Here is a 26,501-nt window from a genome sequence, read left to right as displayed (position 1 = left end):
CAGCTCATAAGCGGGCATCTCCTATCAGGTCGGCCACCGCGTCGAGCAAGGTCTCGTCGTGGAAGCTGCCTTTGGTCAGATAATAATCGGCGCCGGCGGACAGGCCGCGCGCGCGGTCTTCCGGGCGGTCCTTGTACGAGACGATCATCACCGGCAGCTTGTGCAGGTGCAGGTCCTTCTTGATCAGCGAGACCAGTTCGATGCCGTCCATGCGCGGCATGTCCACGTCGGTGACCACCAGATCGTACTCGCCGCTGCGCACCACGTTCCAGCCGTCGATGCCGTCGATGGCCACGTCGACCTCGAAACCGCGCGCCAGCAGCAGCTTGCGCTCCATCTCGCGCACCGTCAGCGAATCGTCGACGACGAGGATGCGCTTGGCGCGGCGCTGCTGCGCGTGGCCCGCCTGCGCCAACTGGTGCAAGCCGCCTTCGTGCAGCAGCTTGTCGATCGACAGCAGCAGATCGGGCACGTCGAGGATCAGCACCGGTTCGCCGTCGTCGAGCAGGGCGGCGGCGGAAATGTCGCGCATCTTGCCGAAGATCGGATCGATGGCCTGCACCGCCAGGCTTTGCTCGCCGCGGATGGCGTCGACCACCAGTGCATAGCTTTGCTTGCCGCGGCCGATCACCACCACCGGCAAGTCCTCTGCCTGGCTGGCCGCTTCGCCCAGCTCCAGCACCTGCGCCGCCGACACCAGGCCCAGATGTTCGCCCTTGAGTTCAAAGAACTGCTTGTTTTCCAGGGTATGGATGGCCGCTTGCGGCACGCGCACCACGCTTTCCACCTTGACGATGGGGATGGCGTAGGCTTCGCCGTGCACGTCGACCACCAGCGCGCGCACGATCGACTGCGTCAGCGGCAGGGTAATCAGGGCGCGGAAACCGCGGCCCGGCTCCGACTCCAGGCGCACCGTGCCGTTTTGCTGGCGTATCGTCTCGTGCACGATGTCGAGGCCCACGCCGCGTCCGGACAATTGATTGGCCGTCGCCTTCAGGCTGAAGGCGGGCAAGAACAAAAACTCCAGCAGCTCGCCCGGCGACAGCGCGGCGGCCATGGCGGGGCTGGCCATCTTGCGCTCGATGACGGACTGGCGGATTTTTTCCAGGTCGACGCCGCGCCCGTCGTCGCTGATCTCGATGCTCAGCATGCCGGCGCGGTGGCGCGCTTCCATGCGTATCGTGCCCAGCGCTTCCTTGCCCGCGTCGATGCGCTCGTACGGGCCTTCCATGCCATGGTCGATGGCGTTGCGCAGCATGTGGTTCAGCGGGCTTTCGATCTTCGCCAGGATGTCGCGGTCGACCAGGGTGTCCTCGCCGTCGATCTCCAGCTGCACTTCCTTGCCCAGACTGCGCGCCAGGTCGCGCACCATGCGGGGAAACGCGTGGATGCCGTCGCGGAAAGGACGCATGCGCAGGGCCAGCACTTCGTCGACCATACCTTGCGAGACGGCCAGCAGACGCCGCTCATAGGTTTCGATGTCGGCGATGTGCTCGAGCATGAACTGCTTCAGGGGCTGCGTCTTTTGCAGCGCCAGCAAGGACTTTTCCATCAGGCTCGGGTCGGCCGAACGGGCGATGGCTTCGTGCAGGTGCTCGATGGCGGAAAACAGGCTGCTCTGGTTGCGCTTGAAGCGCTGCAGGGCGCCGACGAACGGGTGCATCTGGTGCGCATTGATGCGCGATTCGCTGGCCAGCGACAGCAGTTTGTCGAAGTTTTGCGCCGCCGCCTTGGCCGGTGCGGCACCCGAACGCGGCGCAGGCGCGGCCGCCGACTCAGGCTCCTCGCCCGCCAGGCCGCTGGCCACGGGAGGCTGCGGCGCGGCCGCTTCCTGCGACAAGGGGGCCGCTGCCGGCGCCGGCATGGGGGCCGGCGCCGAGGGCAGGGCCGGCAATTCGGGCAGTTCGGCGATGCCGGCGATGGCGTTCAGGGTCTGGTCGATCTGCGCCGCGTTGGCGGCCAGCCACGCTTCGGCGCCTGCGTCGTCCAGGCGCGACAGCTGCACGATCAGGTCGACGCCCGACAGCAGCACGTCGACCCGTTCCGGCGTGAGTTTCAATCGGCCATGCTGGGCAGCGACAAAGCTGTCTTCCATGCCGTGCGCCAGCTGCACCACCACTTGCAGGCCGACGATGGCCGCGGCGCCCTTGATCGAGTGCGCCGCGCGCATCATCGCCTCGACGGCCGCCGCGTCGCCCGCATGGCGCTCCATGGCCAGCAAGCCGTCGGTGAGAATCTGGGTCTGGCTGTCCGCCTCCATGCGGAACAGGTCCAGCATGGAAAAGGCACTCAGGTCGCCGTGCTGGTCCTGGCTCATCGTAGTAGTCTCGCAAGTTGAAAGCCGATCAGCGCCGTGTCGAGGCAGCCGATGCGCATGTCGCCCTCGGTGATGACGCCGGACAGAAAGCGCGACAGGCCCTTGTTGATGGTGGCCGCCGGCGCCTGCACGGCGCCCGACGCATAGCGCACGATGCCGTGCAGGTCGGCCACGGGCAGGGCGTAAGCCTGTTCTTCCCAGCGCAGCAGCAGCAGGCGCGCGAACGTGTGGCGGCCCTTGGCCGGCGGCGCGCCCTGTTCGTCGATGCCCAGCAGGTGCGCCAGCGACATGCATGGATACAGCTTGCCGCCGATATTGACGATGCCGGACAGGCCGCGCCCGCCGCGGTGCGGCAGCACGTGCGGCCTGGCTTGCGGCGCTACGGCGTCGAACACGCGCGTGGGCAGCGCCAGCCATTCGCGGCCGATGCGAAACACCAGCGCCGAGCTGTCGCGCACTTCGCCGCCCGCATCGATCTGGCGGAAGTGGCTGGCCCAGTCGCGCTGGTAGTGTGCGTCCACGGGCCGCTGCAGGTTGCGCTGGGCGGCGCCCGCGTACACGTCGCAGTTGCGGCAATGCACGTTGGCGGGCAGTCTGGGGCAGCTCTGGTCGCCGGCCACGCCGATATGGTTCCAGCAGTCGTCGATGGTTTCCAGAGTCTCGCTGGCGATGGTGGTTGTCATGCGTGCCCCTTAGTTGGACGCCTGGCGGCGCTGGTAGATGCGCGCCGCGCGCGCCTTCAGGGTGGCGGCGGCCGTGTGGTTGCCATTGCGTTCGGCCAGCAGGGCCAGATGGCACAGCGCCTCGTAATGGTCGGGCTGCAGGTAGATGCAGCGGCGCCAGTAGTCGTCGGCCAGGTCCATCTTGCCGGCCAGTTCATTGATGATGCCCAGCATGAAATACGCTTCCGCCGCCTCGGGAACTCTCGCCAGGTGGGCGTGGCATTTTTCTCCGGCCTCGCGCAACTGGCCGCGGTCGGCCAGCAGGCGCGCTTCGGCCAGCAAATCGGCTGGCGCGGCCGGTGCCGGCGCGGGCGACGGCACGGACACGGGGCGCGTGCGCGGCGCCGCCGGGACGGGCGCGGCGGAAGAGGGGGCTGCCGGGGCGCGCCCTGGCGCGGGCGGCACGCTGCGCAGGGGACGCGCGGCAGGCAGCGGCGCCACCTGCACGGGGCCGGCCGGCGGCGCCGTTTCCTTCTTCAGGGCGAAGGCCTGGCGGAACTGCAGCGGCGCGAAGCCGTTCTGGCAGAACGAGGGCACTTCCGCATAGCCGGCCAGCAACATGCCGTCGTCGGCCAGCAGGGCGGACAGATTGGCGATGGCCGCGCGCGTGGTCGGCTTGTCGAAGTAGATCAGCAGGTTGCGGCAGAAGATGACGTCGTAGTGGCGGCTGTAGGTGGCGGTATCGAACTGCAGCAGATTGCCCTGTTTGAAGGTCACCTGTTCGCGCAGGGAGTCGATGATGCGGTAGGCGTCGTCGGCCACGTGCGTGAAATAGCGCTCGCGGAAGGCCACGTCCTGCGCGCGGAAGGCGTTGCGGCCGTACACGCCGGCCTGCGCCCGCTCGATGCAGCCGGGGCTCAGGTCATACGCGTCGATGCTGAACGCCTGTTTCGGCACGCCGCCGTCGCGCAGCGCCATGGCCATCGAATACGGTTCCTCGCCGCCCGCGCACGGAATCGACAGGATGCGCGTGGCGCGTCCCCGGGTCCAGCGTTCCTGCACCAGTTCAACGGTGGCGTAGAACGCCTGCGGATCGCGGAACAGCCACGATTCGGGCACCACCACCAGCTCGATCAATTGCGTCATTTCAGCCGGCGTGAGCGCCTGCAGATAGGCTTCGCTATCGCTGAAGCCCGTCTGCTCCATGCGCTGGTTGACGGCCCGCTCGGCCACGGATTTGGACACCGACAGGCCGGTCGCGCGGCGCAGCAGGGCTTGCGCCGTCATGCCGCGCTCGCGTCTTGAAACAGCAGCGCGCGCACGTCCGGCGGCAGCAGGTGTTCCAGCTCGACCAGCTGCACGATGCCGTCGGCATCGCTGGCCACCTGGCCCAGGAAGGGCGCCGTCGCCACGCCGCTGTCTTCAAGCCCTTGCGGGTCGATATCGGCGATGCCGCGCACCTGCGAAGCGAGCAAGCCCAGCGTGTGCGTGGCGCCGCCTGGCGCGCGGTAGTCGACGATGACGATGCGCGTGTCGAACTGCGCGGCGGCGGCCGGCAGCCCTGCCAGGCGCGACAGGTCGATCACTGGCACGGGCGTGCCGTGCAAGTCCATCAGGCCGGCCACGTAGTCTGGCGTGAGCGGCAACTGTTTCAGCTCCAGCAGCGGCAGGACGCGCACGATGCCGGCCAGGGGCAGGCCGTAGCGGTCGCGTCCGATGTGAAAGAGCAGCACTTTCATGGGATCAGATGGTGACGGCGAAGGTCGACACGCTCGACTGCAGGTCACCCGCCGCATATTGCAGCTGGTGCACCGCCTCGCTGGTGGCTTTTAATGACTCCACCGTCTGCTGCGTGGCATCGTTGAGCTGCATCATGGTGTCGGAGATCTGCGAGGCGCCGATCGCTTGCGACTGCATGCCTTGCAGCACGGCGTCGAATTGCGGCGTGAGTTTCTGTACCTGGTCCATCACGGACGACAGCTGCTCGGCCACCTGGCGTACCTCGCCCACGCTGCGGCGAATTTCTTCCGAGAATTTATCCATGCCCATCACGCTGGCGGACACGGCCGACTGCATTTCCTTGAGCATTTGCTCGATATCCCAGGTGGAAACGGAGGTCTGGTCCGCCAGGCGGCGGATTTCCGTCGCCACCACGGAAAAGCCGCGGCCCGCCTCGCCCGCCTTTTCCGCCTCGATGGCGGCGTTCAGCGACAGGATGTTGGTCTGGTCCGCCACCTTCGTGATGGTGATCAGCACGCTATTGATATTGCTGGCCTTTTCCGACAGGGCGGCCAGCTTGGCGTTGATGGAATCGGTGGCCGAAACCATGTGCTGCATGGTCGAATCCATGCGCTTGAGGTTATTCTGCGCTTCGGCGGTCGCATTCGTCGTGTAGTCGGCCACGGCGGTGGCGTCTTCCATGGTTTTGAGCAACTGGCTCGTGTTGGCCGAGATTTCCTTGGTGGTGCTGAGAATTTCCACGCTCGTTTGCGCTTGCTCAATGCCCGTGGCTTCCTGCTGGCGCGCCGAGGCGGCGATTTCCGTGGCGGACGTCGTCACCTGGATGCCGGCCTTTTGCACATTGTTGAGCAGGCTGCGCAGGTTTTCGAACATCTTCGCCAGGCCGTTGCCCAGCTGGCCGATAGCGTCGCTGCCCGTGATGCCGACCTTGCCCGTCAGGTCGCCCGAGGCCGCCTTGGACACCACTTCCAGCAAGGAATCGACCTTGGCCCGCAAGCTATTCGTCGCGGCCAGTTCGTTGGCCTGGTTGTCCTGGATGGTTTGCGCCATACGGTTGAACTCTTCCGTCACCTTGCCCAGTTCGTCGCGCGAGAGGATGGCGGCGCGTGCGCTTTGCTCGCCGCCGGCGATGCGCCCGACGGCGTCCGTCAGGCTGTTCAGCGGGCCGAGGATGGTACGGCCCAGCAGGTAGGAAATGCCCAGCGCTAGCACCACGCACAGCAGGCCGCCCAGGGCCAGGGTTAGCATCATGGTTTCCTGCAATTTTGCCGTGGTGGCCGTGCGCTCTGCCAGCAGGCGCGATTCTTCCGCCGCCACTTCGTCGAGCAGCTTGTTCGCTTGCGCGACGGCCGGGTAGCCGGTCGGCGGCATGGTGCGCGCCACCGCTTCCGTGGCGCCCGGCGCATTGCCCAGCGCGCGGCGCTTCTCGATCAGGGGATGGATCCACTCCTTGACCCAGGTGCTGGTCAGCTGGTCGATCTTGCGGAAGCGTTCCGACTGCACCTTGTTGTCGACCGTCATGGCGATGGCTTTTTGCGTGTGCTGGCTCAACACCCCTGTTTCATCGGTTTCCGGCGTCAGCGAGGCTTCGCTGCCGGTCAGGATGAAACCGCGCGCCTCCACCTGGATTTGCAGGATGGAATTGTGAATCTTGTCGATCTCGACCAGCACTTCCATCGTATGGCGGTCCCATGCATTGGCCTCGGACAGGCGCGCAAAGCTGTTGTAGGCCACGCCCAGCAGGATCAGGATGATGGCCACGATGGAGCCGAAGCCCAGGTACAGTTTATTCTTGATACTCAGGTCTTTGAACATGGTGGCTCCGGAAGCGGGAAGGTCAGCACAATTGCACTGTAGCATTTTGCCATGCGGACAGCAAAATGGGGCGCGTGCAGGGCCGTAAATCGTGGCCGAGTGCGTTTCAAACGTAAAAAAGCCGCCCGTGGGCGGCTTTCGGCGGGCGCGGGAGGCGGTGCCTCCCTGCCAGCAATTACTTCTGGCCCCGTTTTTCGCGGGCGATGGCGGCGATGCGCATGCGCAAGGCGTTCAGCTTGATGAAACCGCCGGCGTCGGCCTGGTTGTAGGCGCCGCCGTCTTCGTCGAAGGTGGCGATGTTCATGTCGAACAGCGAATCGGTCTTCGAGTCGCGCGAGACGACGATGACATTGCCCTTGTACAGCTTGATGCGTACCCAGCCGTTCACGGTTTCCTGCGTGTGGTCGATCAGGGTTTGCAGGGCCACGCGCTCGGGCGCCCACCAGTAGCCGTTGTAGATCATCGATGCGTAGCGCGGCATCAGGTCATCTTTCAGGTGGGCCACTTCGCGGTCCAGGGTGATCGATTCGATGGCGCGGTGGGCCTTGAGCATGATGGTGCCGCCCGGGGTTTCATAGCAGCCGCGCGACTTCATGCCGACGTAGCGGTTTTCCACCAGGTCCAGGCGGCCCACGCCATGCTTGCCGCCAACCTTGTTCAGTTCGGCCAGCACGGTGGCGGGCGACATGCGCACGCCGTTGATGGCGACGATGTCGCCTTTTTCGTATTCGATGTCCAGGTATTCCGCTTCGTCCGGCGCCTTTTCAGGGCTGACGGTCCAGCGCCACATCGTTTCTTCCGCTTCGGCGCTCGGGTTTTCCAGGTGGCGGCCTTCAAAGCTGATGTGCAGCAAGTTGGCATCCATCGAGTACGGCGCGCCGCCGTTCTTGTGCTTCATGTCGATTTCGATGCCGGCGTCTTCCGCGTACTTCAGCAGTTTTTCGCGCGACAGCAGATCCCACTCGCGCCATGGGGCGATGATCTTCACGCCTGGCTTCAGGGCGTAGGCGCCCAGTTCGAAACGCACCTGGTCGTTGCCCTTGCCGGTGGCGCCGTGCGAGATGGCGTCGGCGCCCGTGGCGTTGGCGATTTCGATCAGGCGCTTGGCGATCAGCGGACGGGCGATCGAGGTGCCCAGCAGGTATTCGCCTTCGTAGACGGTGTTGGCGCGGAACATCGGGAAGACGAAATCGCGCACGAATTCTTCGCGCACGTCTTCGATATGGATGTTTTCCGGCTTGATGCCGAACTTGATGGCCTTGGCGCGCGCCGGTTCCAGTTCTTCGCCCTGGCCCAGGTCGGCCGTGAAGGTGACGATTTCGCACTGGTAGTTATCTTGCAGCCATTTCAGGATGACGGAGGTGTCGAGTCCGCCGGAATAGGCCAGGACTACTTTTTTAATGTCGCTCATATTGCTTCCAGTTGTCGTTGTCGATGTATGTATTGCGATGCTGCCAGGTTTTATGCAGTGCCAGGCGAATTAGTGGATTTTACCCAGTAACAGGTATTCGATCAGCGCTTTTTGCACGTGCAAGCGGTTTTCCGCCTCGTCCCACACCACCGACTGGGGGCCGTCGATCACTTCGGCGGCCACTTCCTCGCCGCGGTGGGCGGGCAGGCAGTGCATGAACAGCGCGTCGGGCGCGGCGCGGGCCATCTTCGCGCCATCGACGATCCAGCCGTCGAAGGCGGCGATACGGGCCGCGTTTTCCGCTTCATAGCCCATGCTGGTCCACACGTCCGTGTTGACCAGGTGCGCGCCTGCGCAGGCGTCGGACGGGTCGGCGAAGAAGGTGTAGCGCTCGGTCTTGACTTGCGACAGGTCGATGTCGTAGCCCTTCGGCGTCGAGACGTTGACGTGGAAGCCGAACACTTCGGCCGCCTGCAGCCACGAGTACAGCATGTTGTTGGCGTCGCCGATCCAGGCGACGACCTTGCCGGCGATCGAGCCGCGGTGTTCGATGTAGGTGAAGATATCGGCAAAGACCTGGCAGGGGTGGTGTTCATTCGTCAGGCCATTGATCACCGGCACGCGCGAATTGGCGGCGAAACGCTCGATGATGTCCTGGCCGAAGGTGCGCACCATGATGATGTCGCACATGCGCGACATGACCTGGCCCGCGTCTTCCACCGGCTCGCCGCGGCCCAGCTGGGAGTCGCGCGTGTTCAGGTAGATGGCGGCGCCGCCCAGCTGATGCATGCCCGCTTCGAACGACAGGCGCGTGCGGGTGGAGTTCTTTTCAAAGACCATCACCAGGGTGCGGTCGATCAGTGGATGGTAGATTTCGTAATTCTTGAACTTGCGCTTGATCAGATGGGCGCGTTCGATCACATATTCGTACTCTTCCAACGTGAAATCGGAGAACTGGAGGTAGTGCTTGATCGGTTTTTTTGTCGACATAATGACCACTTGAAGATGCGCAGGCCGCCGGCGGCGTGCCTTTCCCGCCGGGTTGCATCAGCGTACAACATCTCGTCTGATGACTGCCTCGCCCGGCGCGCTGCTGTGTTGATCGGTGCCCGCGCCTGTTTGTCGCGCGGGCCGATGCGGTTTGCCAAGTTGAAAATAATGCAATGGCAAGTACTTCAGCCGTTCAATTATAAGGGTTTTGCTTTTAGATTGGAAAGACCGTCCGGGCGCGTACTTGTATAGGCAAGCGTGCGCCCGGGCAAAGGGCGGCGGATTAATAGATGCTGGCGGGCGCGGCCCCGTCCAGCTGGGGCGCCACCAGCGGCAAGTCCAGGGTAAAGCGCGTGCCGGCGGGGCTGCTGGCCACCTGGATGGTGCCGCCCAGCAGGGCCGTGACGATGTTGTAGCTGATCGACAAACCCAGGCCGCTGCCGCCCTGGCCCAGCTTGGTGGTAAAGAAGGGGTCGAAGATACGCGACAGATGCTGTTCGGCGATGCCGCCGCCATTGTCGGCGAAGACGATCCGCACGCGCGCGCCATCGGGCGCGGCGGACAGGCGCATGCAGCCCGCGCCGGCGGCGCCGTCGTTGGGCGCGAGGGGAAAGGCGTGCAGCAGGGCGTTGTTGATCAGGTTGGTGATCACCTGGCCGAACGGGCCCGGATAGCTGTCCATGGCGATGCCGAAGTCGATCTCCATCTCGATGCGGTGGCCCGAACTGCGGATGCGGTTCATGACGGTGGCGATGATTTCATTGCTCACCTGTTGCAGGTCGAACTGGCGCCGCTGCTCGGTGGTGCGGTCGACGGCCACCTGCTTGAAACTGTTGACCAGGTCGGCCGCGCTGTGCAGGCCGCGCATCACCAGCGCCGACGCCTTGCCCGCATCCTCGATGTAGGCGGCCAGGTCCGAGCGGCGCAGCCCAGGGCCGTTCATCAGGCGTTCCACGTCTTCCGTTTTTTGCTGCATGGTGCTGGCGATCAATAAACTGTTGCCGATCGGGGTATTCAGTTCATGCGCCACGCCGGCCATCAAGGAACCCAGGGCGGCCAGTTTTTCCTGCGACGCCAACTGCGCCTGGGCGTCTTGCAGCTGCCGGTAGGCGCTGGCATTGTCGAGCGCGATGGCGCCATACGCGCACAGGGTGCGGAAGATCAGGCGTTCGCGTTCGCCGTAGGCATGGGCATGGCAAGCCTGCACCGTCATCACGCCCAGCACGCGTTCGCCCACCGTCAAGGGCACGTACAGCACGCTCTGGTTATGCAGGGTGCCGGGCACGGTGTAGGCATGGCGCTTGGGCGGCACCTGGTCGATATACACTTCGCGCCGGCCCAGCAGGCAGCGCACCGAGTAGGCGCGTGGGTTGCTCAGTGGAATGGCGTTGTCGGACAGGGGGCGGCCCGCTTCCATGCCGTGCGCGCGGCGCAGCGCCGTGCCCGCCTCGTCGAGCATGTAGACGGCAAAGGTGTTGACTGGCAGCAAGGCATGCACGTGGCGGTCGAGGACCTGGAACACGGCGCTGGCGTCCAGGTGGGTGGTGATTTCCTGGCCGATGGCCGACAGCCGCTCCAGCGTATCGCTGGTCTGCTGCAATACTTCGGCGCGGCGCGCTTCGGAGGCGGCCAGTTCGCGGTGATGATAGCCTTCCGAGCGCGCATGTTCCGTCTGGTGGTACACCTGCATGGCGGTGGCGCGGTTGCTCGCTTGCTGGGTGTGGCTTTTTTCGCGCGCCACGCCCGCGTCGAGGGCGATATCGTAGGCGCGCGCATAGTCGCCCGCATGCGCGTATTCGCGCGCCAGCGCATCGAGCAGTTCGCCGGGCGGCACATAGCCGTCGATGGAGGCGGCTACCTGCAGCGCCTGGTGCAGGAAATGCAGGGCGGGATTGCGTTCCTGCATGCCTGCCGGCGGCGGCAATTCGTGACGTGCATGCAGCATGGCCAGCACGCGCAGCGCGGCCACCTGGTGCATGGCGTCGCCCTGCGCGGTGGCCAGCTGGCAAGCCCGTTCGGCCGCCTGCAGCGCTTCGTCCGGGCGGTCCAGGTAAGACAGCGCATGGGCACTGCCGCGCTGTGCCATGCTGCGGAAATCGGCCTGGCCCAGCGCTTCGGCGCGCTGCGCCAGGCGGCTGAAGGCGTCGAGCGCCGTGTCGTAGTCGCCCTTGTCCAGGCTCAGTTCGCCCAGGTGGAACAGGGCGTTGGCATAGGTGCGCGCACCCGCCACGGGGGCCAGGATGTGCAGCGCTTCGCGCAGCAAGTCTTCGGCGGCGGCCAGGCGCCCGAGCTTGCGCATGGTTTCGGCCGTGTGCGTCTGGCAGGCGCCGATGCTGCGCGGCCAGCCGGTGGGGCGCGCCAGGTCCAGCGCGCACTGCATCCATTCGAGGGCCGATTCGTTGTCGTTGAGGCTGGAGAAACAGTCGCCGATATTGATGGCGGCCGTGATCGCGCCGCGCAGCTGGCCGCTTTCCAGGGCCGCCTCATAGCTTTGCATGTAGTGGCCGGCGGCCGTGCCCAGGTCGCGCGAGGTGTGCGCCAGCAAGCCGCGGAAGTCGTGCACCCAGGCGGCCAGCGGCGCGGGCAGCTTGCCGCTGCCGTTGTCGGCCTGGAAGTGGCCGCCCCAGCGGGCCTGGGCGGCCGGCGCGTCGCGCAGGACGGCCCAGCGCGCCGTGGCCGCGTCGGCCAGGCTGGCGCGCATCGCATCGCCGGCGCCGCGCGCTTGCTGCGCCGCCGCCCGCAGTTCGGCATCGCAGCGGGCATGGTCGCCGCGGTCGACGGCGATCGAGGACAGCAGCCAGTGGGCGTCGGCGCAGCCGGCCCCATCGCCGTGCGCGTCGCAGGTGGCGCGCGCCGCCAGGGCAAGGCTTTCCGCGGAGTCGAGCGCGCCTTGCAGCCAGGCCAGCTCCGCCTGCACCAGTTGCAGGCGCGCGCGCGCCTGTTCCAGTGCGGCCGCTTCCAGGCCGGCCAGCGGCAGCAGCAGATGCGCTTCCTCGCTCAGTTGACTTGCTCTATTGCAATCCCGCTGGCGCAAATGCCAGGACAACAGCAGCAGCAGCGGTACGCGCCCGGCGCCGCGCAACGGCAGCAATGCGCTTTCCCACTGCGCTACGTCATGTTCGAGCGCGAACATTTCCATTCAAGCATTCTCCCCGCAAACAGTGGTGCCAGCCTGCGACCGTACAGGCCATGCGTCATCGCATTGTAAGCTGCATTCAGGGGAATTGTTCAGTCTGCAGGACAGAATTGTGCGTCCCGCGCGGGCGCCACGGCAGGGCGTTTACCCAGCCGTGCCACCTCCAGTTGGCGGCGCCTAGCGTGACACCAGGCGGATGCTGGCGCTGCCGCTCACGGTGCTGGCGCTGCGCATGTCGGCAGGCATGCGCAAGCCGGGCAGGAACTGGGCGTCGTCGATCACCACGCGCTCGCCTTCATTGCTGAAGACGAAGGTTGCGCCCTGCCTGGTGACGAATTGGCCGGGACCCGTGGGGTAGATTTCCACGCTGGGCTTTGCCTGCCATTCCCGGTCATCGATCAGGCGGCCAAAGAAATGGGTGTCCTGCTGGTGGACTTCCAGCCGTTGCCCATTCGACAGGCGGTATTGCTGCTCGATGTCGAAGGCTTCCTGTGCCGTGACGTGATAGTAGCTGCCAGAGGTGACGCGCACGCTGTCTGCGGCTTGCGGCGCCATCGCGGTCTGGGCCTGGGCCGTGCCGCCGGCAAGGGCGAAGAGCGCGGCGAGGAGGGGGAGGAAGCGTTTGGTATGCATGACACTCACCTTCGATCAGGATGACAGGATTGGTTGGAGTTAGATCGTGTGGTCGCTGGCGGGTTTCCGGCAGGGACTGGTGTCAAGTTAGCAAACGCGCCTGGCCACCGCCAGCGGCAGGCAACGGACGGCAGGTTTGACGCGTTGAAATGCCTAAAACGGCGGATGAATGGTTTTGGAATTAAAGTCGAAAAACAAGCTCGGCGGAAAAATGAAATTTTGTTCGCCGAGGTTTTGTTGCTGCTTTATTTGTACCGCGGCGTATGCTTAATACAGCGTCTGCGCCGATTCGTGCAGCAGCTGGCCGTACAAGGTATGGCGCATCTTGGCGATCTTGCCTTCAGACAAGGCTTGCAGGATGGCGCACTGGGGCTCGATCAGGTGACGGCAGTTATAGAACTTGCAGCCGCCCAGGTAGGGCTGGAATTCGCGGAAGGCGCGTTCCAGCATGCCTTCGCTCAAGTGGTACAGGCCGAATTCCTGGAAGCCGGGCGAGTCGATGATGGAGCTGTTGGCGCCCAGTTCATCGAGCTTGTACAGGCGCGTGAAGGTCGTCGTGTGCTTGCCCGTGTCGAGCGCGGCCGAGATTTCGCGCACGGCGATGTCCGCGTCCGGCACCAGCAGGTTGATCAAGGACGACTTTCCCATGCCCGACTGGCCGATCAGGATCGACGACTGGCCCGCCAGCAGCGGCGCCAGGGTGGCGACCGCGTGCTCCGGTTCGGCGCGCGCCGACACTTCATCGACGGGATAGCCCATCGAGGAATACGGCAGCAGGCGTTCACGGGCCCGTTCCAGCGAGGCCGTCACGTCCGTTTTATTCAGAATGATGCGCGCCTCGATGCCGGCCGCGTCGGCCGCCACCAGCGAGCGCGAGATCAGGTCGTCGGCAAAGCCCGGTTCCGTCGCCACGACGATGAACAGCTGCGTCAAATTGGCGGCCAGCAGCTTCGATTTGTACTGGTCCGAGCGGTATAGCAGGGTCTTGCGTTCCTCGATGCGGTCGATGACGGCCTGGTCGTTCGAGGTGCGCGTCAGGTGCACGATGTCGCCCACGGCCACATTGGTTTTCTTGCCGCGCGTTACGCATTGCAGCTTGGCGCCGTCCACGTCGGCCAGGTAATGGCGGCCGTGGGCGGCGATGATGATGCCCGTCAACTTTCCTTCGCTCATGGGGCCACCTGGCTGCTCTGGTAGATGAGGTCAGCCTTGGCGGCGCAGATGAAGTCGTTTTCGGACAGGCCGCCGGCGCCCTGGTTGACCGAGTGCGTATCGTAGCGCACGGCGCAGGTTTTGTAAGTAATGATGAGCTCCGGATGGTGGTCTTGCGTATGGGTCATATAGGCCAGGGCGTTCACGAACGCCAGGGTCTGGTAGTAATTCTTGAAGCCGAAGTCGCGGCACAGCTTGCCATTTCGCACGCTCCATTGCGGCAGCAGGGCGTGCAGGGTGGCAATATCCGTGTCGCCCAGCGCCTGCTGGCGCGGCGCGCAGGACAGTTGGGCCAGGTCTTGCGAAGTCGATGGCGTATTCATGTCGTAGCCCCTTTCAGGTGGCGGATGCGCACGCTGGCCGGTGGGTGGCTATCGTAAAAGGCCGAGTGCAGCGGGTCGGGCGTCAGGGTCGACGCATTGTCTTCATACATTTTCACGAGGGCCGAGACCAGGTCGTCCGCCTGCGTGTGCGTGGCGGCGAAGGCGTCGGCTTCGAATTCGTGCTTGCGCGAGCTGAGCGAGGTCAACGGTCCCAGCAGGAAGGTGAAGACGGGCAAGGCCAGCATGAACAGCAGCAGGGCCAGCGCGTCCGTCGGCTGGCCCGTCAAGGCCAAGGCCACGGGATCGACGCCCAGGCCCGCATAGAACCAGGGCTGCGTCTTCAGGAAGCCCAGCAGCGCCAGAAAGCCCAGCGAGATGACGAACATCATGGCGATGCGCTTGACGATGTGCTTGAGCTTGAAATGCCCCAGTTCATGCGCCAGCACGGCCTCGATTTCCTGCGGCGCCAGGCGCGACAGCAGGGTGTCGAAGAAGACGATGCGCTTGTTGGCGCCAAACCCCGAGAAATATGCATTGCCGTGGGCGCTGCGCTTCGAGCCGTCCATGACGAACAGGCCTTTCGAGGCGAAACCGACGCGCTGCATCAAGCCTTCGATGCGGCTTTTCAGCGCTTCATCGGCCAGCGGCGTGAATTTGTTGAACAGGGGGGCGATGACGGTGGGAAACAGCACCATCATCAGCAGCTGGAAGCCGCTCCAGACGAACCAGGCGTACAACCACCACAGGCCGCCCGACTTGGCCATCAGGGTCAGCACGACCCAGATCAGCGGCAAGCCGATGGCCGCGCCCAGGCCCACGCCCTTGAGCATGTCCGTGAAGAACAGCTTGCGCGCCATGGTGTTGAAGCCGAAACGTTGCTCCAGCACAAACTGGCGGTAGTAATCGAAGGGCAGGTCGATCAGGCCGGAAATGACGGCAAAGGCGGCAATCAGGCCGATCTGGTACAGCATGGACGAACCCGCTCCCATCCATTCATTCAGGTGCAGCGCCAGCCATTGCAAGCCGCCCAGCAGGGTAAAACCGATCAGCACGGCATAGTTGACCAGCAGGGTTAGCAGGCCGAACTTGGTCTTCGCCACCGTATAGTCGGCCGCCTTCTGGTGCGCGGCCAGCGGGATCTTTTCCGCGAATTCGGGCGGGACAGCCGCGCGGTGCGCCAGCACGTGGCGGATCTGCCGCGAAGCGAGCCAGAAGCGCACGGCCAGGGTCAAAACGAGGACGGATACAAACAAAATCGAAAACGCGAGTGAATACATTCTGTGCCTGTGAGAAAATGGCTGATTATTTAGTTTGATTAGGCCAAGAGAGAATTATGTCACAAGCGACCGACTTAACCGCATCCACCCCCGCACCTGCCGTCCCGGCACGTCCCAACGAGATGAACCTGGTCTGGGTCGACATGGAAATGACGGGCCTGGAGCCCGATACCGACCGCATCATCGAGGTGGCGGTGGTGGTGACGGACATGCACTTGAACCTGCTGGCCGAAGGCCCCGTGTTCGTGATTCACCAGTCGGATGAAACCCTGAACAAGATGGATGCCTGGAACAAGGGCACGCACGGCCGCTCGGGCCTGATCGACAAGGTGAAGGCGTCGACCGTGACGGAAGCCCAGGCGGAAGCGGAACTGATCGCGTTCCTGAAGAAATACGTGCCTGCAGGCAAGTCGCCCATGTGCGGCAACACCATCGGCCAGGACCGCCGCTTCATGGTGCGCGGCATGCCGAAGCTGGAAGCGTTCTTCCACTACCGTAATGTTGACGTATCGACATTGAAAGAGCTGTGCAAGCGCTGGAAGCCGGAAATCGCCACCGGTTTCAAGAAACACCAGAAGCACACGGCGCTGGCCGATATTCTGGAATCGATCGAAGAGCTCAAGTACTACCGCGAGCATTTCATTAAGCTGTGATGGGGTTGTCGGCTTACGCGCTGCGCGCTAAGCCGACCTACCTGCTCTGGTCGGTTTCTCCGGTTGCTTTCCGGGTGTTGTCGGGTTACGCGCTGCGCGCTAACCCGACCTACGGGTCATTGCAACCGCTGGCGCAGGTCGGCGTAGGTCGGATTAGCGCAGCGTAATCCGACATGGCGATGGCCCCCGAACCTATCCGCTCGTCCCGACGGCAAGGCTGTGCCAAACTCCATCCTCACCCCGCCACTCCAGCGTAAACGGTCCCGTTTGCCGCAAGTCCGTGATCCATACGGTGTCGCCAGGCTGGCGGAAATACTCCACGCACTGGCCGAACGGCTGTCCCAGCCGGCACAGCACCAATCCCTCGCCCGCCACGGCGCACCATTGCTCATGAATATCGATCAAGGCCACGGCCGGGTCGCCATAGAATTCGCCCAGGCTGGCGTGACGCCCATCGGCGGCCAGTACCCTGGCGTGTTCGTATTCGTGCTGGACGATATATGCGGCGCTGCGCGCCAGTTCGTGTGTCGTCATGCGGTCTCCACGGTAGGCCAGACGGTTTCCTGGTCGGCGCGCGCCTCGGCGATCAGCCATTCGCAGAACGCGTGCACGAGGGGCCGCGTTTCCGCCTGGGGCGAACGCAGCAGATAGTAGCAGTGGGGGCCGCGCACGGCGTGTTCGAACACGCGCACCAGGCGGCCCGAGCGCAGATCGTCGCCGATCAGGGGGCTGGCGGCAATGGCCACGCCCTGGCCGCTGGCGGCCGCGTCCAGGCATAGATAGGTGTGCGAAAAGCGCGCGCCGCTGTTGCCGCTATTGCCGCTGTAATGCACGCCGCAGCTGTGCAGCCAGCGCGTCCAGTCGATTTCGCCTGGCAGGTGCACTTCCGGCTCGTCGTGCAGCAGCGGATAGCGCAGCAGGTCGGCGGGCTGGCGCAGGCTGGCCGCGTTGGCGCGGAAATCGGGGCTGCAGACGGCGGAAAACCATTCTTCCATCAATAGATCCACTTTCAGGCCCGGATAGCGGCCCGGTCCCAGGCGGATGGCCACGTCCACGCCATCGCGCGCCAGGTCGACCGGGTGCATCGACGCCAGCACGCGCAGTTCGATCTGCGGGTAGCGGTCGCGCAGGCGGCCCAGGCGCGGCATCAGCCAGCGCGAGACGAGCGAGCTGGTGGCCGTCACCGTGACGACCTTGTCGTCGCCCTGGCGCCGTGCCTGCTCGGAGACGTCGGCCAGCTGGTTGAGTATCGGCCCCAGCGAGGCCGCATAGCGCTGGCCGGCGCTGGTGAGCACCACGCCGCGCGGCAGGCGCTGGAACAGCACGATACCGAGCCACGCTTCCAGCTGTTTGACATGGTGGCCGATGGCGCCGGCCGAGACGTGCAATTCTTCGCCCGCGCGCTGGAAGCCTTCATGGCGGGCGGCCGCCTCGAAGGCGTGCAGGGCGGCGAGCGGTGGCAAGGGACGTGACATGGCGTTCTTAAGAGAAGTGAGCCTCAGTAATATTCGGCCTATCCGTGAAGAATATTGGTTTGTTTCATTTTGCGCAAGCGAATATGATGCCGCTTATGCGTGAAACGACCCGCAATAGGATTCACGCATGCACATCTCCCGGCCTGGCAGGGCATTTATATTTACAACGTTACAACGCCTGGAAAACCGTCGCGCTACGCAGCAGGTTTGCCCAGGCGTACTCAAAGAGGTTTAGTCATGTCTGATCGCCGCGCCGTTGCGCTGGTGTTGCTGTCGGCTGCCGGTTTCGGCAGTTCCGCCGTGTTTGCCAAGGCGGCCTATGCGTCCGGGGTCAACCCGTCGACCATGCTGGCCTTGCGTTTCGTCATCGCCGCCATGCTGTTGCTGCCGCTCGTGTGGCTCGGCGGCTGGCGCTTGCCGCGCGGCCGCCTGCTGGCCGGCTACATGCTGATGGGCCTGATGTACACGGCTCAGTCGCAAGGCTATTTCAATGCCCTGATGTACGCCAGCAGCGGCCTGTGCGGCATGTTGCTGTACGTGTATCCCGTGCTGGTCACCATCCTTGCGCTGGCCCTGGGCTGGGAAAAGTTGGACCGGCGCATGCTGGTGCTGATGGCGCTGGCCATTGCCGGCATGGCCATCACCTTGGGCGGCAAGCTGCAGGGCCAGCCCATCGGCATCGCCCTGGCCTTGATGGCGGCCGGCGTGTACGCCGTGTACATCCTGTTTGGCAACAGCCTGTCGAAAAGCCGCGAGAATATTCACCCATTGGCCGCTTGCGTGGTGATCCTGGGCACGGCGGGTCTGTCGAACAGCGCGATTGCCTTGTGGCAGGGCGTTTCCCTGCCGGGCACGGCGACGGGCTGGCTGGCCGTCAGCGCCATCGCCCTGTTCTCGACGGCCATCGCGATCGCCGCCTTCTTTGCCGGCGTGGCGCAGATCGGCGCGGCCAAGGCTTCCATCATTTCCACCTTTGAACCCGTCATCACGATGGCGTTCGGCGTGACCTTGCTGAAGGAATCCGTCAGCGGCACGCAATTGCTGGGCGGTGCCATGGTGCTGGCCGCCGTGGTCTTGCTGGCGCAGCGGCCCGCGCCCAAGGCGGCGGCCATGCCGGCCGTGCAGGCCAGCGCCTGATCCTGTTTTTCCCGAACTGATCGGTTGTCTCGATCGGTCTCCTTTGCGCCGCGACGGGTTTCCTGTCGCGGCGCTTTTTTTATGCGCGCACAAATAAGACTTGATTGCGAATGATTCTCATTTATAATCGATGTCAAGATTCCCCCACCACCAGCCAGCCCATGCCAGCCAGTGTTCGCCTTGAAAGGAGACACCGTGTTGAGCACGTTCCCTATTTGCAATACCGAGCTGGTCGCCAGCGAATTTGCCCGCCTGCGCCGCGAAAAGAAGGCCCGCCACCGCGACATCGCCGAGGAACTGGGCATAGCCGAAGGCGAGCTGATCGCCGCGCATGCGGGCCTGTCGTTGGCCGATGGCGCCTTGCTGGGCGCCGAGCGCCTGCAGGCCGACTGGCCCGCCATCATCGCCGCGCTGGAGCCGCTGGGCGAAGTCATGGCGTTGACGCGCAACGTTTCGTGCGTGCATGAAAAGACGGGCGTTTATCGAAAAGCCAGTCACAACAACCATGTGGGCCTGGTGCTGGGCGGCGACATCGACCTGCGCGTGTTTTACCGCCAGTGGGCGCATGGCTTTGCCGTTCGCGAGATGGGCGAGCACGAGGTGCAGCGCAGCCTGCAGTTTTTCGATGCGGCCGGCCATGCCGTGCACAAGATTTTCCTCAAGCCGCAAAGCGACCTGGCCGCCTACGACGCGCTGGTGACGCGTTTTGCCGCCGCGGACCAGGCGGCCGGCATCGCCGTGACGGCACCGGCGCCGCCGCCGGCCGAATTGCCCGACGCGCAGATCGACGTGGCCGGCTTTCGCGCCGCCTGGGCCGACTTGCGCGACACGCACGAATTCTTCACTTTGCTGAAAAAATATGCGGTCTCGCGCCTGCAGGGCCTGCGCCTGGCCGAAGCGCGCTTCGTGCAGCAGATCGACAAATCCTGCGTGCTCGACCTGCTCAACGATGCCGCCCTCGAAAAAGTGTCCATCATGGCCTTCGTCGGCAATGCGGGCATGATCCAGATCCATTCAGGGCCCGTGCACAAGATCGCCGTGATGGGGCCATGGATCAATGTCCTCGACCAGCGCTTCAACCTGCATTTGCGCGAAGACCATATCGCCAGCGCCTGGGTGGTGAAAAAGCCTACCGTCGATGGCCTGGTGACGTCCGTGGAACTGTTCGACGCGAAGGGCGACACCATCGTCATGTTCTTCGGCGAACGCAAGCCGGGCATGCATGAATTGTGCGAATGGCGCCATATCGTCGACAGGGTGGCGCAGGAGGGCGAACTATGCGCCGCATGATCGCCGCCAGCGTGGCGCGCCGCATCGCGCTGAAAAAAATGGGGGCCGGAGCGCTGGCCCTGGCCGCACCGATGCAGGTGCTGGCGGCAGTGACCGACGCGGGCAAGCCGCTGGCCAAGGCGCGGCGCATCGTCAGCGTGGGCGGCGCGCTGACGGAAATCGTCTACGCGCTCGAGGCGCAGGGCGAACTGGTGGGCGTCGATACGACTTCGCTGTATCCGGCCGTGGCGCAGCAATTGCCGCAGGTGGGCTATGCGCGCACCCTGTCGGCCGAAGGCGTGCTGTCGCTGGCGCCCACGCAGCTGATCGCTACCGAGGAAGCGGGGCCGCAAGCGGTGCTGCGCCAGGTGCGCGACGCTGGCGTGCCGGTGGCGGTGCTCAGCGCGAACAACCAATTCGAAGGCTTGCTCGAACGGGTAAAACAGGTGGGCCAGATCACGGGCCGCGCCGACCCCGCCGCGCGCCTGACGCAAAGCCTGCAGCAGCAGTGGAGCGGCGCCCTGGCCAAGGTGCAGCAGCGCCAGCATGCGCCCGTGCGCGTGCTGTTCATCCTCGCCCATGCGCCGAACCAGGTGATGGTGGGCGGGCGCGAGACGGGTGCCGACGCCATGCTCGCGTATGCGGGCGCCGTCAACGTGATGGGCGGGCAGGGCGGATTCGCCGGCTACAAGCCGCTGACGCCGGAAGCCGTGATCGCCGCGCGGCCCGATATCGTGCTCGTCACGGACCAGGGCTTGAAAGCTTCGGGCGGCGTGGACGGCATCCTGAAACTGCCAGGCCTGGCGCAGACGCCGGCCGGGCGCAAGCACCGCATCGTCTCGCAGGAAGCCATGCTGCTGCTGGGCTTTGGCCCGCGCATGCCGCAGGCGCTGGCCGAACTCGGCGCCGCTTTCGCCAAAGCCATGGCCGCATGAACGCGGCTTCCCTGGACTCCGCCGCGCCCTGGCGCTGGCCGCCCTGGGGCACCGGCGGGTTGCTGGCCGCCGCCCTGGCTTGCGGCTTGCTCGTCGCCGTGCAGGCGGGCGCCGTGCCCGTGGCACTGGCCGACTGGCTGGCGCCGTTTCAAACGGGCGACGCGGCGCTGTCCGGCGGCGCGTACGTGCTGTGGCATATCCGTTTGCCGCGCGCCCTGTTCGCCGCCCTGATCGGCGCCGCGCTGGCGCTGGCCGGCGGCCTGACGCAAGGGCTGTTCCGCAATCCGCTGGCCGATCCGGGCCTGCTGGGCGTGAGCAGCGGCGCCGCCTGCGCGGGCGCGGCCACCATCGTTTTTGCGGCCAGCCTGCACGTGGCGCCGGAACTGCGCGTGTGGCTGCTGCCCGCCGCCGCGTTTGCCGGCGCCATGCTCATCTGCGTGCTGCTCGACCGGGTCGCCCGCTGGGCCACGCCCGGCTCCATCGTCGGCCTGCTGCTGACGGGCGTGGCGCTGAACGCCATCACGGTGGCCGTCATGGGACTGTGCATCTACCTGGCCAGCGACGATCAATTACGCACCCTGACTTTCTGGACATTGGGTTCGCTGTCGGCCGGCAGCTGGCGTCAGGTGGCCGCTTTGCTGCTGGTGCTGGCGGGTGCGCTGTGGGCCACGCGATTCCTGATGCGTTCCCTGAACGCGCTGGCGCTGGGCGAGGCGCAGGCGCTGCACGTGGGCGTCGACGTGGCCCGCTTGCGCACGCAGGTGATCGTACTGGTGGCCGTACTGACGGGGTTTGCCGTCGCCTGGTGCGGCGGCATCGGCTTCATCGGCCTGATCGCGCCGCACCTGGTGCGCACCTGGCTGGGCGCGGACCAGCGCAAGGTGCTGCCGCTGGCGATGCTGATGGGCGCCTTGCTGCTGCTGTCGGCCGATACCCTGGCGCGCACGGTCGCCATTCCTGCGGAAGTCCCCGTCGGTATTTTCACGGCCTTGCTGGGCGGGCCATTTTTCCTGATGCTGCTGCGGCGCTTCCGCCACGGCACCGCCTGAAAGGATGCGCATGACGCCTTTATTGGAACTCACGTTCGCCACGACACAACTGGGCCAGCAGTATTTCGGCCCCTTCAATGTGCGGGTGGCGCCCGGCGAGCGCATCGCCATCCTCGGCCCCAGCGGCGCGGGCAAGTCGACCCTGCTCAAACTGATGGCGCGCGAACTGCATCCGCAGGCGGGCCAGCTGCTCTTCGCCGGCCGGCCGCTGGCGCAGTGGCCGCTGGCTGAACTGGCCCTGCGCCGCGCCGTCCTGCCGCAAGGTTCGAACGTGGCTTTCGGCTTGCCGTGCGAACTGGTGATCGGCCTGGGGCGGGTGGCGCGCCTGGCCGACCCGCAGCTGGAACGGATCGTGCAGGACGCGGCCGCCCTGGCGCATGCCGCGCATCTGCTGGGGCGGCGCCTCGACACCCTGTCCGGCGGCGAGCAGGCCAGGGTGCAATTGGCGCGCATCTTCGCGCAGATGTGGGATGTCGAAGATGGCTTGATACTTGTCGACGAACCGCTGGCGGCGCTCGATCCCGGCCTGCAGTTCGAGCTGCTCGACAGCCTGCGGCAGTTCTGCGCCGCGCGCGGCCACGCCGTCATCGCCATCCTGCACGATATCAACCACGCCTTGCTGGGCTTCGAGCGCCTGCTGCTGGTGCGTTCCGGCCAGCTGGTGGCCGATATCGCCAGCGATGCCGGCGCCGTGCCCGCCCTGGCCGCGCTGTACGGCATCGCCCTGACGACGGCGACCAGCAGCGACGGCGACGTCTGCGTCATCCCCGCCAGAAGCGCGGTGCGCAGGGCCGCCTGACTCAGTGATTCACTCGCTCACCACACGTCCGCCGCGCGCGGCCGCGCCATCTGGCCGCTGCCCAGCAGCCACACCATCAGGGCATCGGCCTGTTCGCGCGTGGCCGCCACTTCCTGCACGATGCCGAAGGCTTTCATGGCGCCGGCCGCCAGCGCCTGCAGGCGCGCGCGCTGTTCCTCGTCCGCCTCGACCGATACGAGGCCGCGGCAAATGGCGGCCAGCGCCACCTTGTTATGCTTGAGCCACAGGCCGCGCCGCTTGCGGTCGATGTGTGCTTCGTCGCTGCGTTCCGCTTCAAACAGCAGGACGAACGGCTCGCCATGGCGCAGCAGGGCGTCCATGTCGTTTTCCCACAGCGGGGCATAGCCGGTGATGGCCGTTTCAGGGCGGAAGCGCACGATGGGAAAGTCGCTGACGTCGTGGATGGAGAAATGGGCGGGATTCGGTTTCATGGCGTGCTTCCTTGCGAGGTGGTTGAAAATGCTTGCCAGCCGCCGCCCAGCGCCTTGTAGACCTGGACCAGCGACAGCGAGGCGGTGGCGCGGCTGTCGACCAGCGCCGCTTCGTTGTTCAATAAGGTGTTTTGCACGTGCAGCACGTTGAGCAAGTCCGTGCCGCCCTGGCGGTACCGCAGTTCCGCGCTGCCCAGCGCGCGCCGTCCCTGTTTGACGGCTTCATCGAGGCTGGCCTGGCGCCGTTCGTTGGCCTGGTAGCCAGATAAGGTATCTTCCACCTCGTGCCAGGCGGCCAGCACCGTCTGGCGGTAGGCGATGGCCGCTTCCTGCTGCTGCGCCTCGCGCAATTGCAGCGTGCCGCGCAGGCGGCCGCCATCGAACAGGGGCACGCTGAAACCGGGGCCGAAGGCAAAGCGTTTGGCGTCCCAGCCGATGTCGGACAACTGCATCGTTTGCAGGCCGATGCTGCCCGACAGCGTGATGCGCGGATAAAAATCGCCTTGCGCCACGCCGATGGCGGCCGTGGCCGCGTGCAGCTGCGCTTCGGCGCGGCGGATGTCAGGACGCCGTTCGGCCAGGCCGCTGGGCACGCCCAGTTGCACCTGCATGGCCACGGCGGGGATGTCCTTGCCCGCCGCCAGTTCCGCCCGCAAGGCTTGCGGCGGCAGCGCCAGCAAGAGGGCGAGGGCATTGCCCAGGCGCGCTTCGCGCTGCTGCAGCGGCGGCAGGCGCGCTTCGATGGCGGCCACGTGGGCCGCCGCCTCGGCTTCGTCGAGCTGCGTCGCCACGCCTTCGCGCAGGCGGATGCGGGTCAGGTCCAGGGTATGGCGGGCGATATCGAGCAGTTGCTGCGTGATGGCCAGGGTCTGCTGCGCGCCGCGCAGCTCGATATAGTCGCGCGCCGTCTCGGCCAGCACGGCCAGCAGCACGCCGCGCTGCGTTTCCAGCGTCACGTCGACGCGCGCGTCGGCCGCTTCCACTTGACGGCGCACGCGGCCCCACAGGTCCAGTTCCCAGGCCGCATCGAGGTTGGCTTGCCACAGGCCGTAGGCGGACTGGCCGTTCAGGCGCGACGGGTCGCTCAAGCCTTGCTCGCTGTTGCGCGCGCGGCCGTAGCTGCCATTCGCGCCCAGGGACGGGCCTTGCGCGGCACCGGCCACGCCCCGTGCGGCGCGGCTTTGTTCCAGCCGGCTGGCGGCCGCCAGCACGTCGAGGTTGGCGCCGGCGGCGCGCCGCACCAGCGACGATAAGGTGGCGTCGCCGAAGCCGTCCCACCAGCGCTGCTCGATGGCGGCGTCCTGCTGGGCGGCGAAACGGGCATCCTGCGCCTGGCGCCATTGCTGCCCCAACGGCGCTTGCGGACGCTGGAAGTCGCTGCCCACGCTGGCGCAGCCGGCCAGGCCCAGGGCCGTGAAAATGATCAGTGCTTTCATCGCGCGCTCACCTGTTGCAGCAGTTGACGGCGTGTGGCCGTATCGATGCGCACTTCGGCCGACATGCCCACGCGCAGGCGGCTGCCGTCATCCTGGCCGGGATCGAGCGCGATCCTGACGGGGATGCGCTGCACCACCTTGGTGAAGTTGCCGGTGGCGTTTTCCGGCGCGATGGCGGCAAACGTCACGCCCGTGGCGGGCGCGATGCTGTGCACCGTGCCGCGCAGGAGCATGCCCGGATAGGCGTCGACGGCGATGCTGGCGCGCTGCCCCTGGCGCACGTGGGTCAGCTGGGTTTCCTGCAGGTTGGCGACGACGAAGCTGCGGTTCAGGGGCACCACGGCCATCAGGCTGGCGCCGGGCGCCACCAGGGCGCCGACGCGCACGGCGCGGCGTCCCACGATGCCGTCGATGGGGGCGCGCAGCTGCGTATGCGACAGGTCAAGTTCGGCCCGCTGCAGGCTGGCGCGGGCGCGCAGCAAGGCCGCTTCGGCCGCGCCTTGCTGCGCCTGCAAAATGTCCGTCTGCTTGCGGGTGGCGACGAGGGCGGCGCGGTTTTGCGCCAGGCGCGCGCGGCTCACGTCGAAGCGCGATTGCGCCTGCTGCGCGTTCTGCACGCTGCCCGCGCCCTGGCCTGCCAGGTGCGTTGAGCGGGCCAGTTCCTGCTGCGCCAGCTTGTCTTCCGCCTGGTTGGCGTCGACCAGGGTCGTGGCTTGCTCGATCACCGATTGCTGGCGCTGCAAGGTGGCGCGGGCGTTGGCCAGCTGCGACTCGGCGCCGGCTACCTCGGCGCGGGCCGAGGCGGCGGCGGCCTGGTAGTCGCGGTCGTCGATGCGCGCCAGCAGCTGACCCGCCTTGACAGTCTGGTTGTCTTCCACCAGCACTTCCCGCACGATGCCGCCCACCTTGGGCGAGAGCACGGTGTAGTCGGCGCTGACGAAGGCGTCGTCGGTGCCTTGTTCTTCGCTGGGGGAAAACAGCAGTTGCCAGGCGCAAAAGGCGAGGGCGCAGGCCAGCAGGGCCAGTCCGAGAAGAAATGCGCGTGAGCGCAGTATGGTTGTTTGCATGGGGATGCTCTTTCTTGAAATAAAAGTCAGGCTGCGCGCGGCGGATAGACGCGCGTCGGCAGGATGGGAATGATCAGGATCATGGCCAGCGCGATGGCGGCGACAATGAGGTACAGGTCGGACGAGGTCAGGGTGACGACTTGCGCATGCATGCGCGCACTCAGGCCAAGACCCAGGCCTGCCGTGTCCAGGTCGCCGGGCAGGTTGCCCAGGCGTTCGCTGAGCACCGTCGAATGAAAGTGGTTGCGGCGCGTGATCAGCGCGTCGAGCACGCCGGTGGCGACGACGGCCGACATGCCCTTGATGGTGTTGAACCAGGCCGAGGCGAAGGGGCCATCCTGCGGCGCCAGGCCCGTGGTGGCCAGCAGCAGCAAGGGAATCACGGCCATCGGTTGCGCGAAGATCTGCACCGCCTGCAGCAGGTAGAAATGCGTGCGTATCCAGTCCGGCGACATGCGCGCGCCCAGCACGCAGGACAGGGCCAGCAAGGCCAGGCCGATGGCCAGCACCCAGCGGCAGTCGACGGCGCGGATATTGCACAGGGCGGCCACCAGCGGCAGGGCGATCAACTGCGGCAGCGCCACCATCAGCATCACGGGCGCCGTCTGCAGCGGGCGGTAGGCGTGCACCTGCGCCAGGTAGGACGAGGGGATCAGGATCACGGCCAGCAGCACGAACAGCACGCCGCCCAGGGTCAGCAGGGCATGGCTGAG

The 26,501-nt window shown here is 65.8% G+C and carries 24 protein-coding genes; 6 read left to right on the top strand and 18 right to left on the bottom strand.

The genetic code is table 11. The features are described from left to right. Positions 1 to 4: 4 nt before the first annotated feature. The 12 genes from AC0V2Y_RS10405 to AC0V2Y_RS10350 form a co-directional block, all read right to left on the bottom strand. Complete coding sequence (locus AC0V2Y_RS10405) at positions 5 to 2,317, bottom strand: hybrid sensor histidine kinase/response regulator (protein ID WP_475417732.1); 2,313 nt, start codon at positions 2,315 to 2,317, stop codon at positions 5 to 7. Beyond that, on the bottom strand, positions 2,314 to 3,000 hold the full coding sequence (locus AC0V2Y_RS10400; protein WP_475417733.1) for a chemotaxis protein CheW: 687 nt from the start codon (positions 2,998 to 3,000) through the stop codon (positions 2,314 to 2,316). The genes AC0V2Y_RS10405 and AC0V2Y_RS10400 overlap by 4 nt, the downstream gene beginning before the upstream one ends. A 9-nt stretch (positions 3,001 to 3,009) precedes the next feature. Beyond that, positions 3,010 to 4,266, bottom strand: a complete 1,257-nt coding sequence (locus tag AC0V2Y_RS10395; protein WP_475417734.1) for a CheR family methyltransferase — start codon at positions 4,264 to 4,266, stop codon at positions 3,010 to 3,012. Next, on the bottom strand, positions 4,263 to 4,718 hold the full coding sequence (locus AC0V2Y_RS10390) for a chemotaxis protein CheW (protein WP_475417735.1): 456 nt from the start codon (positions 4,716 to 4,718) through the stop codon (positions 4,263 to 4,265). The genes AC0V2Y_RS10395 and AC0V2Y_RS10390 overlap by 4 nt, the downstream gene beginning before the upstream one ends. Positions 4,719 to 4,722: 4 nt before the next feature. Then, on the bottom strand, positions 4,723 to 6,534 hold the full coding sequence (locus AC0V2Y_RS10385) for a methyl-accepting chemotaxis protein (protein WP_475417736.1): 1,812 nt from the start codon (positions 6,532 to 6,534) through the stop codon (positions 4,723 to 4,725). A 175-nt stretch (positions 6,535 to 6,709) separates the two neighbouring features. Further along, positions 6,710 to 7,945, bottom strand: coding sequence for an argininosuccinate synthase (locus AC0V2Y_RS10380; RefSeq protein WP_034759383.1), 1,236 nt, complete (start codon positions 7,943 to 7,945; stop codon positions 6,710 to 6,712). Positions 7,946 to 8,014: 69 nt separating this feature from the next. After that, on the bottom strand, positions 8,015 to 8,935 hold the full coding sequence (gene argF, locus AC0V2Y_RS10375) for an ornithine carbamoyltransferase (protein ID WP_475417737.1): 921 nt from the start codon (positions 8,933 to 8,935) through the stop codon (positions 8,015 to 8,017). Positions 8,936 to 9,218: 283 nt separating this feature from the next. Then, positions 9,219 to 12,068: an ATP-binding protein gene (locus tag AC0V2Y_RS10370; protein ID WP_475417738.1), complete on the bottom strand. Its 2,850-nt coding sequence runs from the start codon at positions 12,066 to 12,068 to the stop codon at positions 9,219 to 9,221. A 180-nt stretch (positions 12,069 to 12,248) separates the two neighbouring features. Then, positions 12,249 to 12,704, bottom strand: a complete 456-nt coding sequence (locus AC0V2Y_RS10365; RefSeq protein ID WP_475417739.1) for a hypothetical protein — start codon at positions 12,702 to 12,704, stop codon at positions 12,249 to 12,251. A gap of 267 nt (positions 12,705 to 12,971) precedes the next feature. Beyond that, positions 12,972 to 13,877, bottom strand: coding sequence for a ribosome small subunit-dependent GTPase A (gene rsgA / locus AC0V2Y_RS10360; RefSeq protein ID WP_099665016.1), 906 nt, complete (start codon positions 13,875 to 13,877; stop codon positions 12,972 to 12,974). Next, positions 13,874 to 14,239: a 4a-hydroxytetrahydrobiopterin dehydratase gene (locus AC0V2Y_RS10355; protein WP_475417740.1), complete on the bottom strand. Its 366-nt coding sequence runs from the start codon at positions 14,237 to 14,239 to the stop codon at positions 13,874 to 13,876. The genes rsgA and AC0V2Y_RS10355 overlap by 4 nt, the downstream gene beginning before the upstream one ends. After that, entirely contained in the window at positions 14,236 to 15,516 is a 1,281-nt protein-coding gene (locus AC0V2Y_RS10350; protein WP_475417741.1) for a M48 family metallopeptidase, read from the bottom strand. The genes AC0V2Y_RS10355 and AC0V2Y_RS10350 overlap by 4 nt, the downstream gene beginning before the upstream one ends. Positions 15,517 to 15,572: 56 nt before the next feature. Between AC0V2Y_RS10350 and orn the strand changes: the two genes are divergently transcribed. Continuing rightward, positions 15,573 to 16,169, top strand: a complete 597-nt coding sequence (orn, locus tag AC0V2Y_RS10345; protein ID WP_170846480.1) for an oligoribonuclease — start codon at positions 15,573 to 15,575, stop codon at positions 16,167 to 16,169. Between the two features lie 192 nt (positions 16,170 to 16,361). Here orn and AC0V2Y_RS10340 read toward each other — a convergent pair whose 3' ends face one another. Both AC0V2Y_RS10340 and gcvA read right to left on the bottom strand, forming a co-directional pair. Then, a complete protein-coding gene (locus tag AC0V2Y_RS10340) occupies positions 16,362 to 16,703 on the bottom strand; it encodes a hypothetical protein (RefSeq protein WP_475417742.1) in 342 nt (113 codons plus the stop codon). Continuing rightward, entirely contained in the window at positions 16,700 to 17,644 is a 945-nt protein-coding gene (gcvA, locus tag AC0V2Y_RS10335; RefSeq protein ID WP_034759349.1) for a transcriptional regulator GcvA, read from the bottom strand. Before gcvA ends, AC0V2Y_RS10340 begins: the two co-directional genes overlap by 4 nt. 237 nt (positions 17,645 to 17,881) lie before the next feature. Here gcvA and AC0V2Y_RS10330 point away from each other — a divergent pair, with 237 nt between their 5' ends. The 5 genes from AC0V2Y_RS10330 (at position 17,882) to AC0V2Y_RS10310 (ending at position 22,833) form a co-directional block, all read left to right on the top strand. Then, entirely contained in the window at positions 17,882 to 18,781 is a 900-nt protein-coding gene (locus tag AC0V2Y_RS10330) for a DMT family transporter (protein WP_230505821.1), read from the top strand. A gap of 198 nt (positions 18,782 to 18,979) precedes the next feature. Further along, complete coding sequence (locus tag AC0V2Y_RS10325) at positions 18,980 to 20,071, top strand: hemin-degrading factor (protein WP_475417752.1); 1,092 nt, start codon at positions 18,980 to 18,982, stop codon at positions 20,069 to 20,071. Next, positions 20,059 to 20,985: a heme/hemin ABC transporter substrate-binding protein gene (locus AC0V2Y_RS10320; RefSeq protein WP_475417743.1), complete on the top strand. Its 927-nt coding sequence runs from the start codon at positions 20,059 to 20,061 to the stop codon at positions 20,983 to 20,985. The genes AC0V2Y_RS10325 and AC0V2Y_RS10320 overlap by 13 nt, the downstream gene beginning before the upstream one ends. Then, a complete protein-coding gene (locus tag AC0V2Y_RS10315; protein WP_475417744.1) occupies positions 20,982 to 22,034 on the top strand; it encodes a FecCD family ABC transporter permease in 1,053 nt (350 codons plus the stop codon). The genes AC0V2Y_RS10320 and AC0V2Y_RS10315 overlap by 4 nt, the downstream gene beginning before the upstream one ends. 10 nt (positions 22,035 to 22,044) lie before the next feature. Next, complete coding sequence (locus AC0V2Y_RS10310; RefSeq protein WP_475417745.1) at positions 22,045 to 22,833, top strand: ATP-binding cassette domain-containing protein; 789 nt, start codon at positions 22,045 to 22,047, stop codon at positions 22,831 to 22,833. 17 nt (positions 22,834 to 22,850) lie between these two features. On the opposite strand, the gene AC0V2Y_RS10305 is transcribed toward AC0V2Y_RS10310, so the two are convergent. The 4 genes from AC0V2Y_RS10305 to AC0V2Y_RS10290 all read right to left on the bottom strand — a co-directional run. Continuing rightward, entirely contained in the window at positions 22,851 to 23,285 is a 435-nt protein-coding gene (locus tag AC0V2Y_RS10305; protein WP_475417746.1) for a hypothetical protein, read from the bottom strand. After that, positions 23,282 to 24,721: an efflux transporter outer membrane subunit gene (locus AC0V2Y_RS10300; protein ID WP_475417747.1), complete on the bottom strand. Its 1,440-nt coding sequence runs from the start codon at positions 24,719 to 24,721 to the stop codon at positions 23,282 to 23,284. The genes AC0V2Y_RS10305 and AC0V2Y_RS10300 overlap by 4 nt, the downstream gene beginning before the upstream one ends. Beyond that, positions 24,718 to 25,788, bottom strand: a complete 1,071-nt coding sequence (locus tag AC0V2Y_RS10295) for an HlyD family secretion protein (protein WP_475417748.1) — start codon at positions 25,786 to 25,788, stop codon at positions 24,718 to 24,720. Before AC0V2Y_RS10295 ends, AC0V2Y_RS10300 begins: the two co-directional genes overlap by 4 nt. 26 nt (positions 25,789 to 25,814) lie before the next feature. After that, on the bottom strand, positions 25,815 to 26,501 hold a 687-nt coding region (locus AC0V2Y_RS10290), incomplete at its 5' end, for an MFS transporter (RefSeq protein ID WP_475418338.1).

The organism is Janthinobacterium sp. BHSEK, from assembly GCF_056174685.1.
Note: the sequence above shows the minus strand (reverse complement) of the source record. Positions and strands in the feature narration are given on the sequence as shown.

Coding starts and splice junctions, on each gene's coding strand:
- AC0V2Y_RS10405 (WP_475417732.1), bottom strand. CDS start 2,317: ATGAGCCAGGACCAGCACGGCGACCTGAGTGCCTTTTCCATGCTGGAC.
- AC0V2Y_RS10400 (WP_475417733.1), bottom strand. CDS start 3,000: ATGACAACCACCATCGCCAGCGAGACTCTGGAAACCATCGACGACTGC.
- AC0V2Y_RS10395 (WP_475417734.1), bottom strand. CDS start 4,266: ATGACGGCGCAAGCCCTGCTGCGCCGCGCGACCGGCCTGTCGGTGTCC.
- AC0V2Y_RS10390 (WP_475417735.1), bottom strand. CDS start 4,718: ATGAAAGTGCTGCTCTTTCACATCGGACGCGACCGCTACGGCCTGCCC.
- AC0V2Y_RS10385 (WP_475417736.1), bottom strand. CDS start 6,534: ATGTTCAAAGACCTGAGTATCAAGAATAAACTGTACCTGGGCTTCGGC.
- AC0V2Y_RS10380 (WP_034759383.1), bottom strand. CDS start 7,945: ATGAGCGACATTAAAAAAGTAGTCCTGGCCTATTCCGGCGGACTCGAC.
- argF (WP_475417737.1), bottom strand. CDS start 8,935: ATGTCGACAAAAAAACCGATCAAGCACTACCTCCAGTTCTCCGATTTC.
- AC0V2Y_RS10370 (WP_475417738.1), bottom strand. CDS start 12,068: ATGTTCGCGCTCGAACATGACGTAGCGCAGTGGGAAAGCGCATTGCTG.
- AC0V2Y_RS10365 (WP_475417739.1), bottom strand. CDS start 12,704: ATGCATACCAAACGCTTCCTCCCCCTCCTCGCCGCGCTCTTCGCCCTT.
- rsgA (WP_099665016.1), bottom strand. CDS start 13,877: ATGAGCGAAGGAAAGTTGACGGGCATCATCATCGCCGCCCACGGCCGC.
- AC0V2Y_RS10355 (WP_475417740.1), bottom strand. CDS start 14,239: ATGAATACGCCATCGACTTCGCAAGACCTGGCCCAACTGTCCTGCGCG.
- AC0V2Y_RS10350 (WP_475417741.1), bottom strand. CDS start 15,516: ATGTATTCACTCGCGTTTTCGATTTTGTTTGTATCCGTCCTCGTTTTG.
- orn (WP_170846480.1), top strand. CDS start 15,573: ATGTCACAAGCGACCGACTTAACCGCATCCACCCCCGCACCTGCCGTC.
- AC0V2Y_RS10340 (WP_475417742.1), bottom strand. CDS start 16,703: ATGACGACACACGAACTGGCGCGCAGCGCCGCATATATCGTCCAGCAC.
- gcvA (WP_034759349.1), bottom strand. CDS start 17,644: ATGTCACGTCCCTTGCCACCGCTCGCCGCCCTGCACGCCTTCGAGGCG.
- AC0V2Y_RS10330 (WP_230505821.1), top strand. CDS start 17,882: ATGTCTGATCGCCGCGCCGTTGCGCTGGTGTTGCTGTCGGCTGCCGGT.
- AC0V2Y_RS10320 (WP_475417743.1), top strand. CDS start 20,059: ATGCGCCGCATGATCGCCGCCAGCGTGGCGCGCCGCATCGCGCTGAAA.
- AC0V2Y_RS10315 (WP_475417744.1), top strand. CDS start 20,982: ATGAACGCGGCTTCCCTGGACTCCGCCGCGCCCTGGCGCTGGCCGCCC.
- AC0V2Y_RS10310 (WP_475417745.1), top strand. CDS start 22,045: ATGACGCCTTTATTGGAACTCACGTTCGCCACGACACAACTGGGCCAG.
- AC0V2Y_RS10305 (WP_475417746.1), bottom strand. CDS start 23,285: ATGAAACCGAATCCCGCCCATTTCTCCATCCACGACGTCAGCGACTTT.
- AC0V2Y_RS10300 (WP_475417747.1), bottom strand. CDS start 24,721: ATGAAAGCACTGATCATTTTCACGGCCCTGGGCCTGGCCGGCTGCGCC.
- AC0V2Y_RS10295 (WP_475417748.1), bottom strand. CDS start 25,788: ATGCAAACAACCATACTGCGCTCACGCGCATTTCTTCTCGGACTGGCC.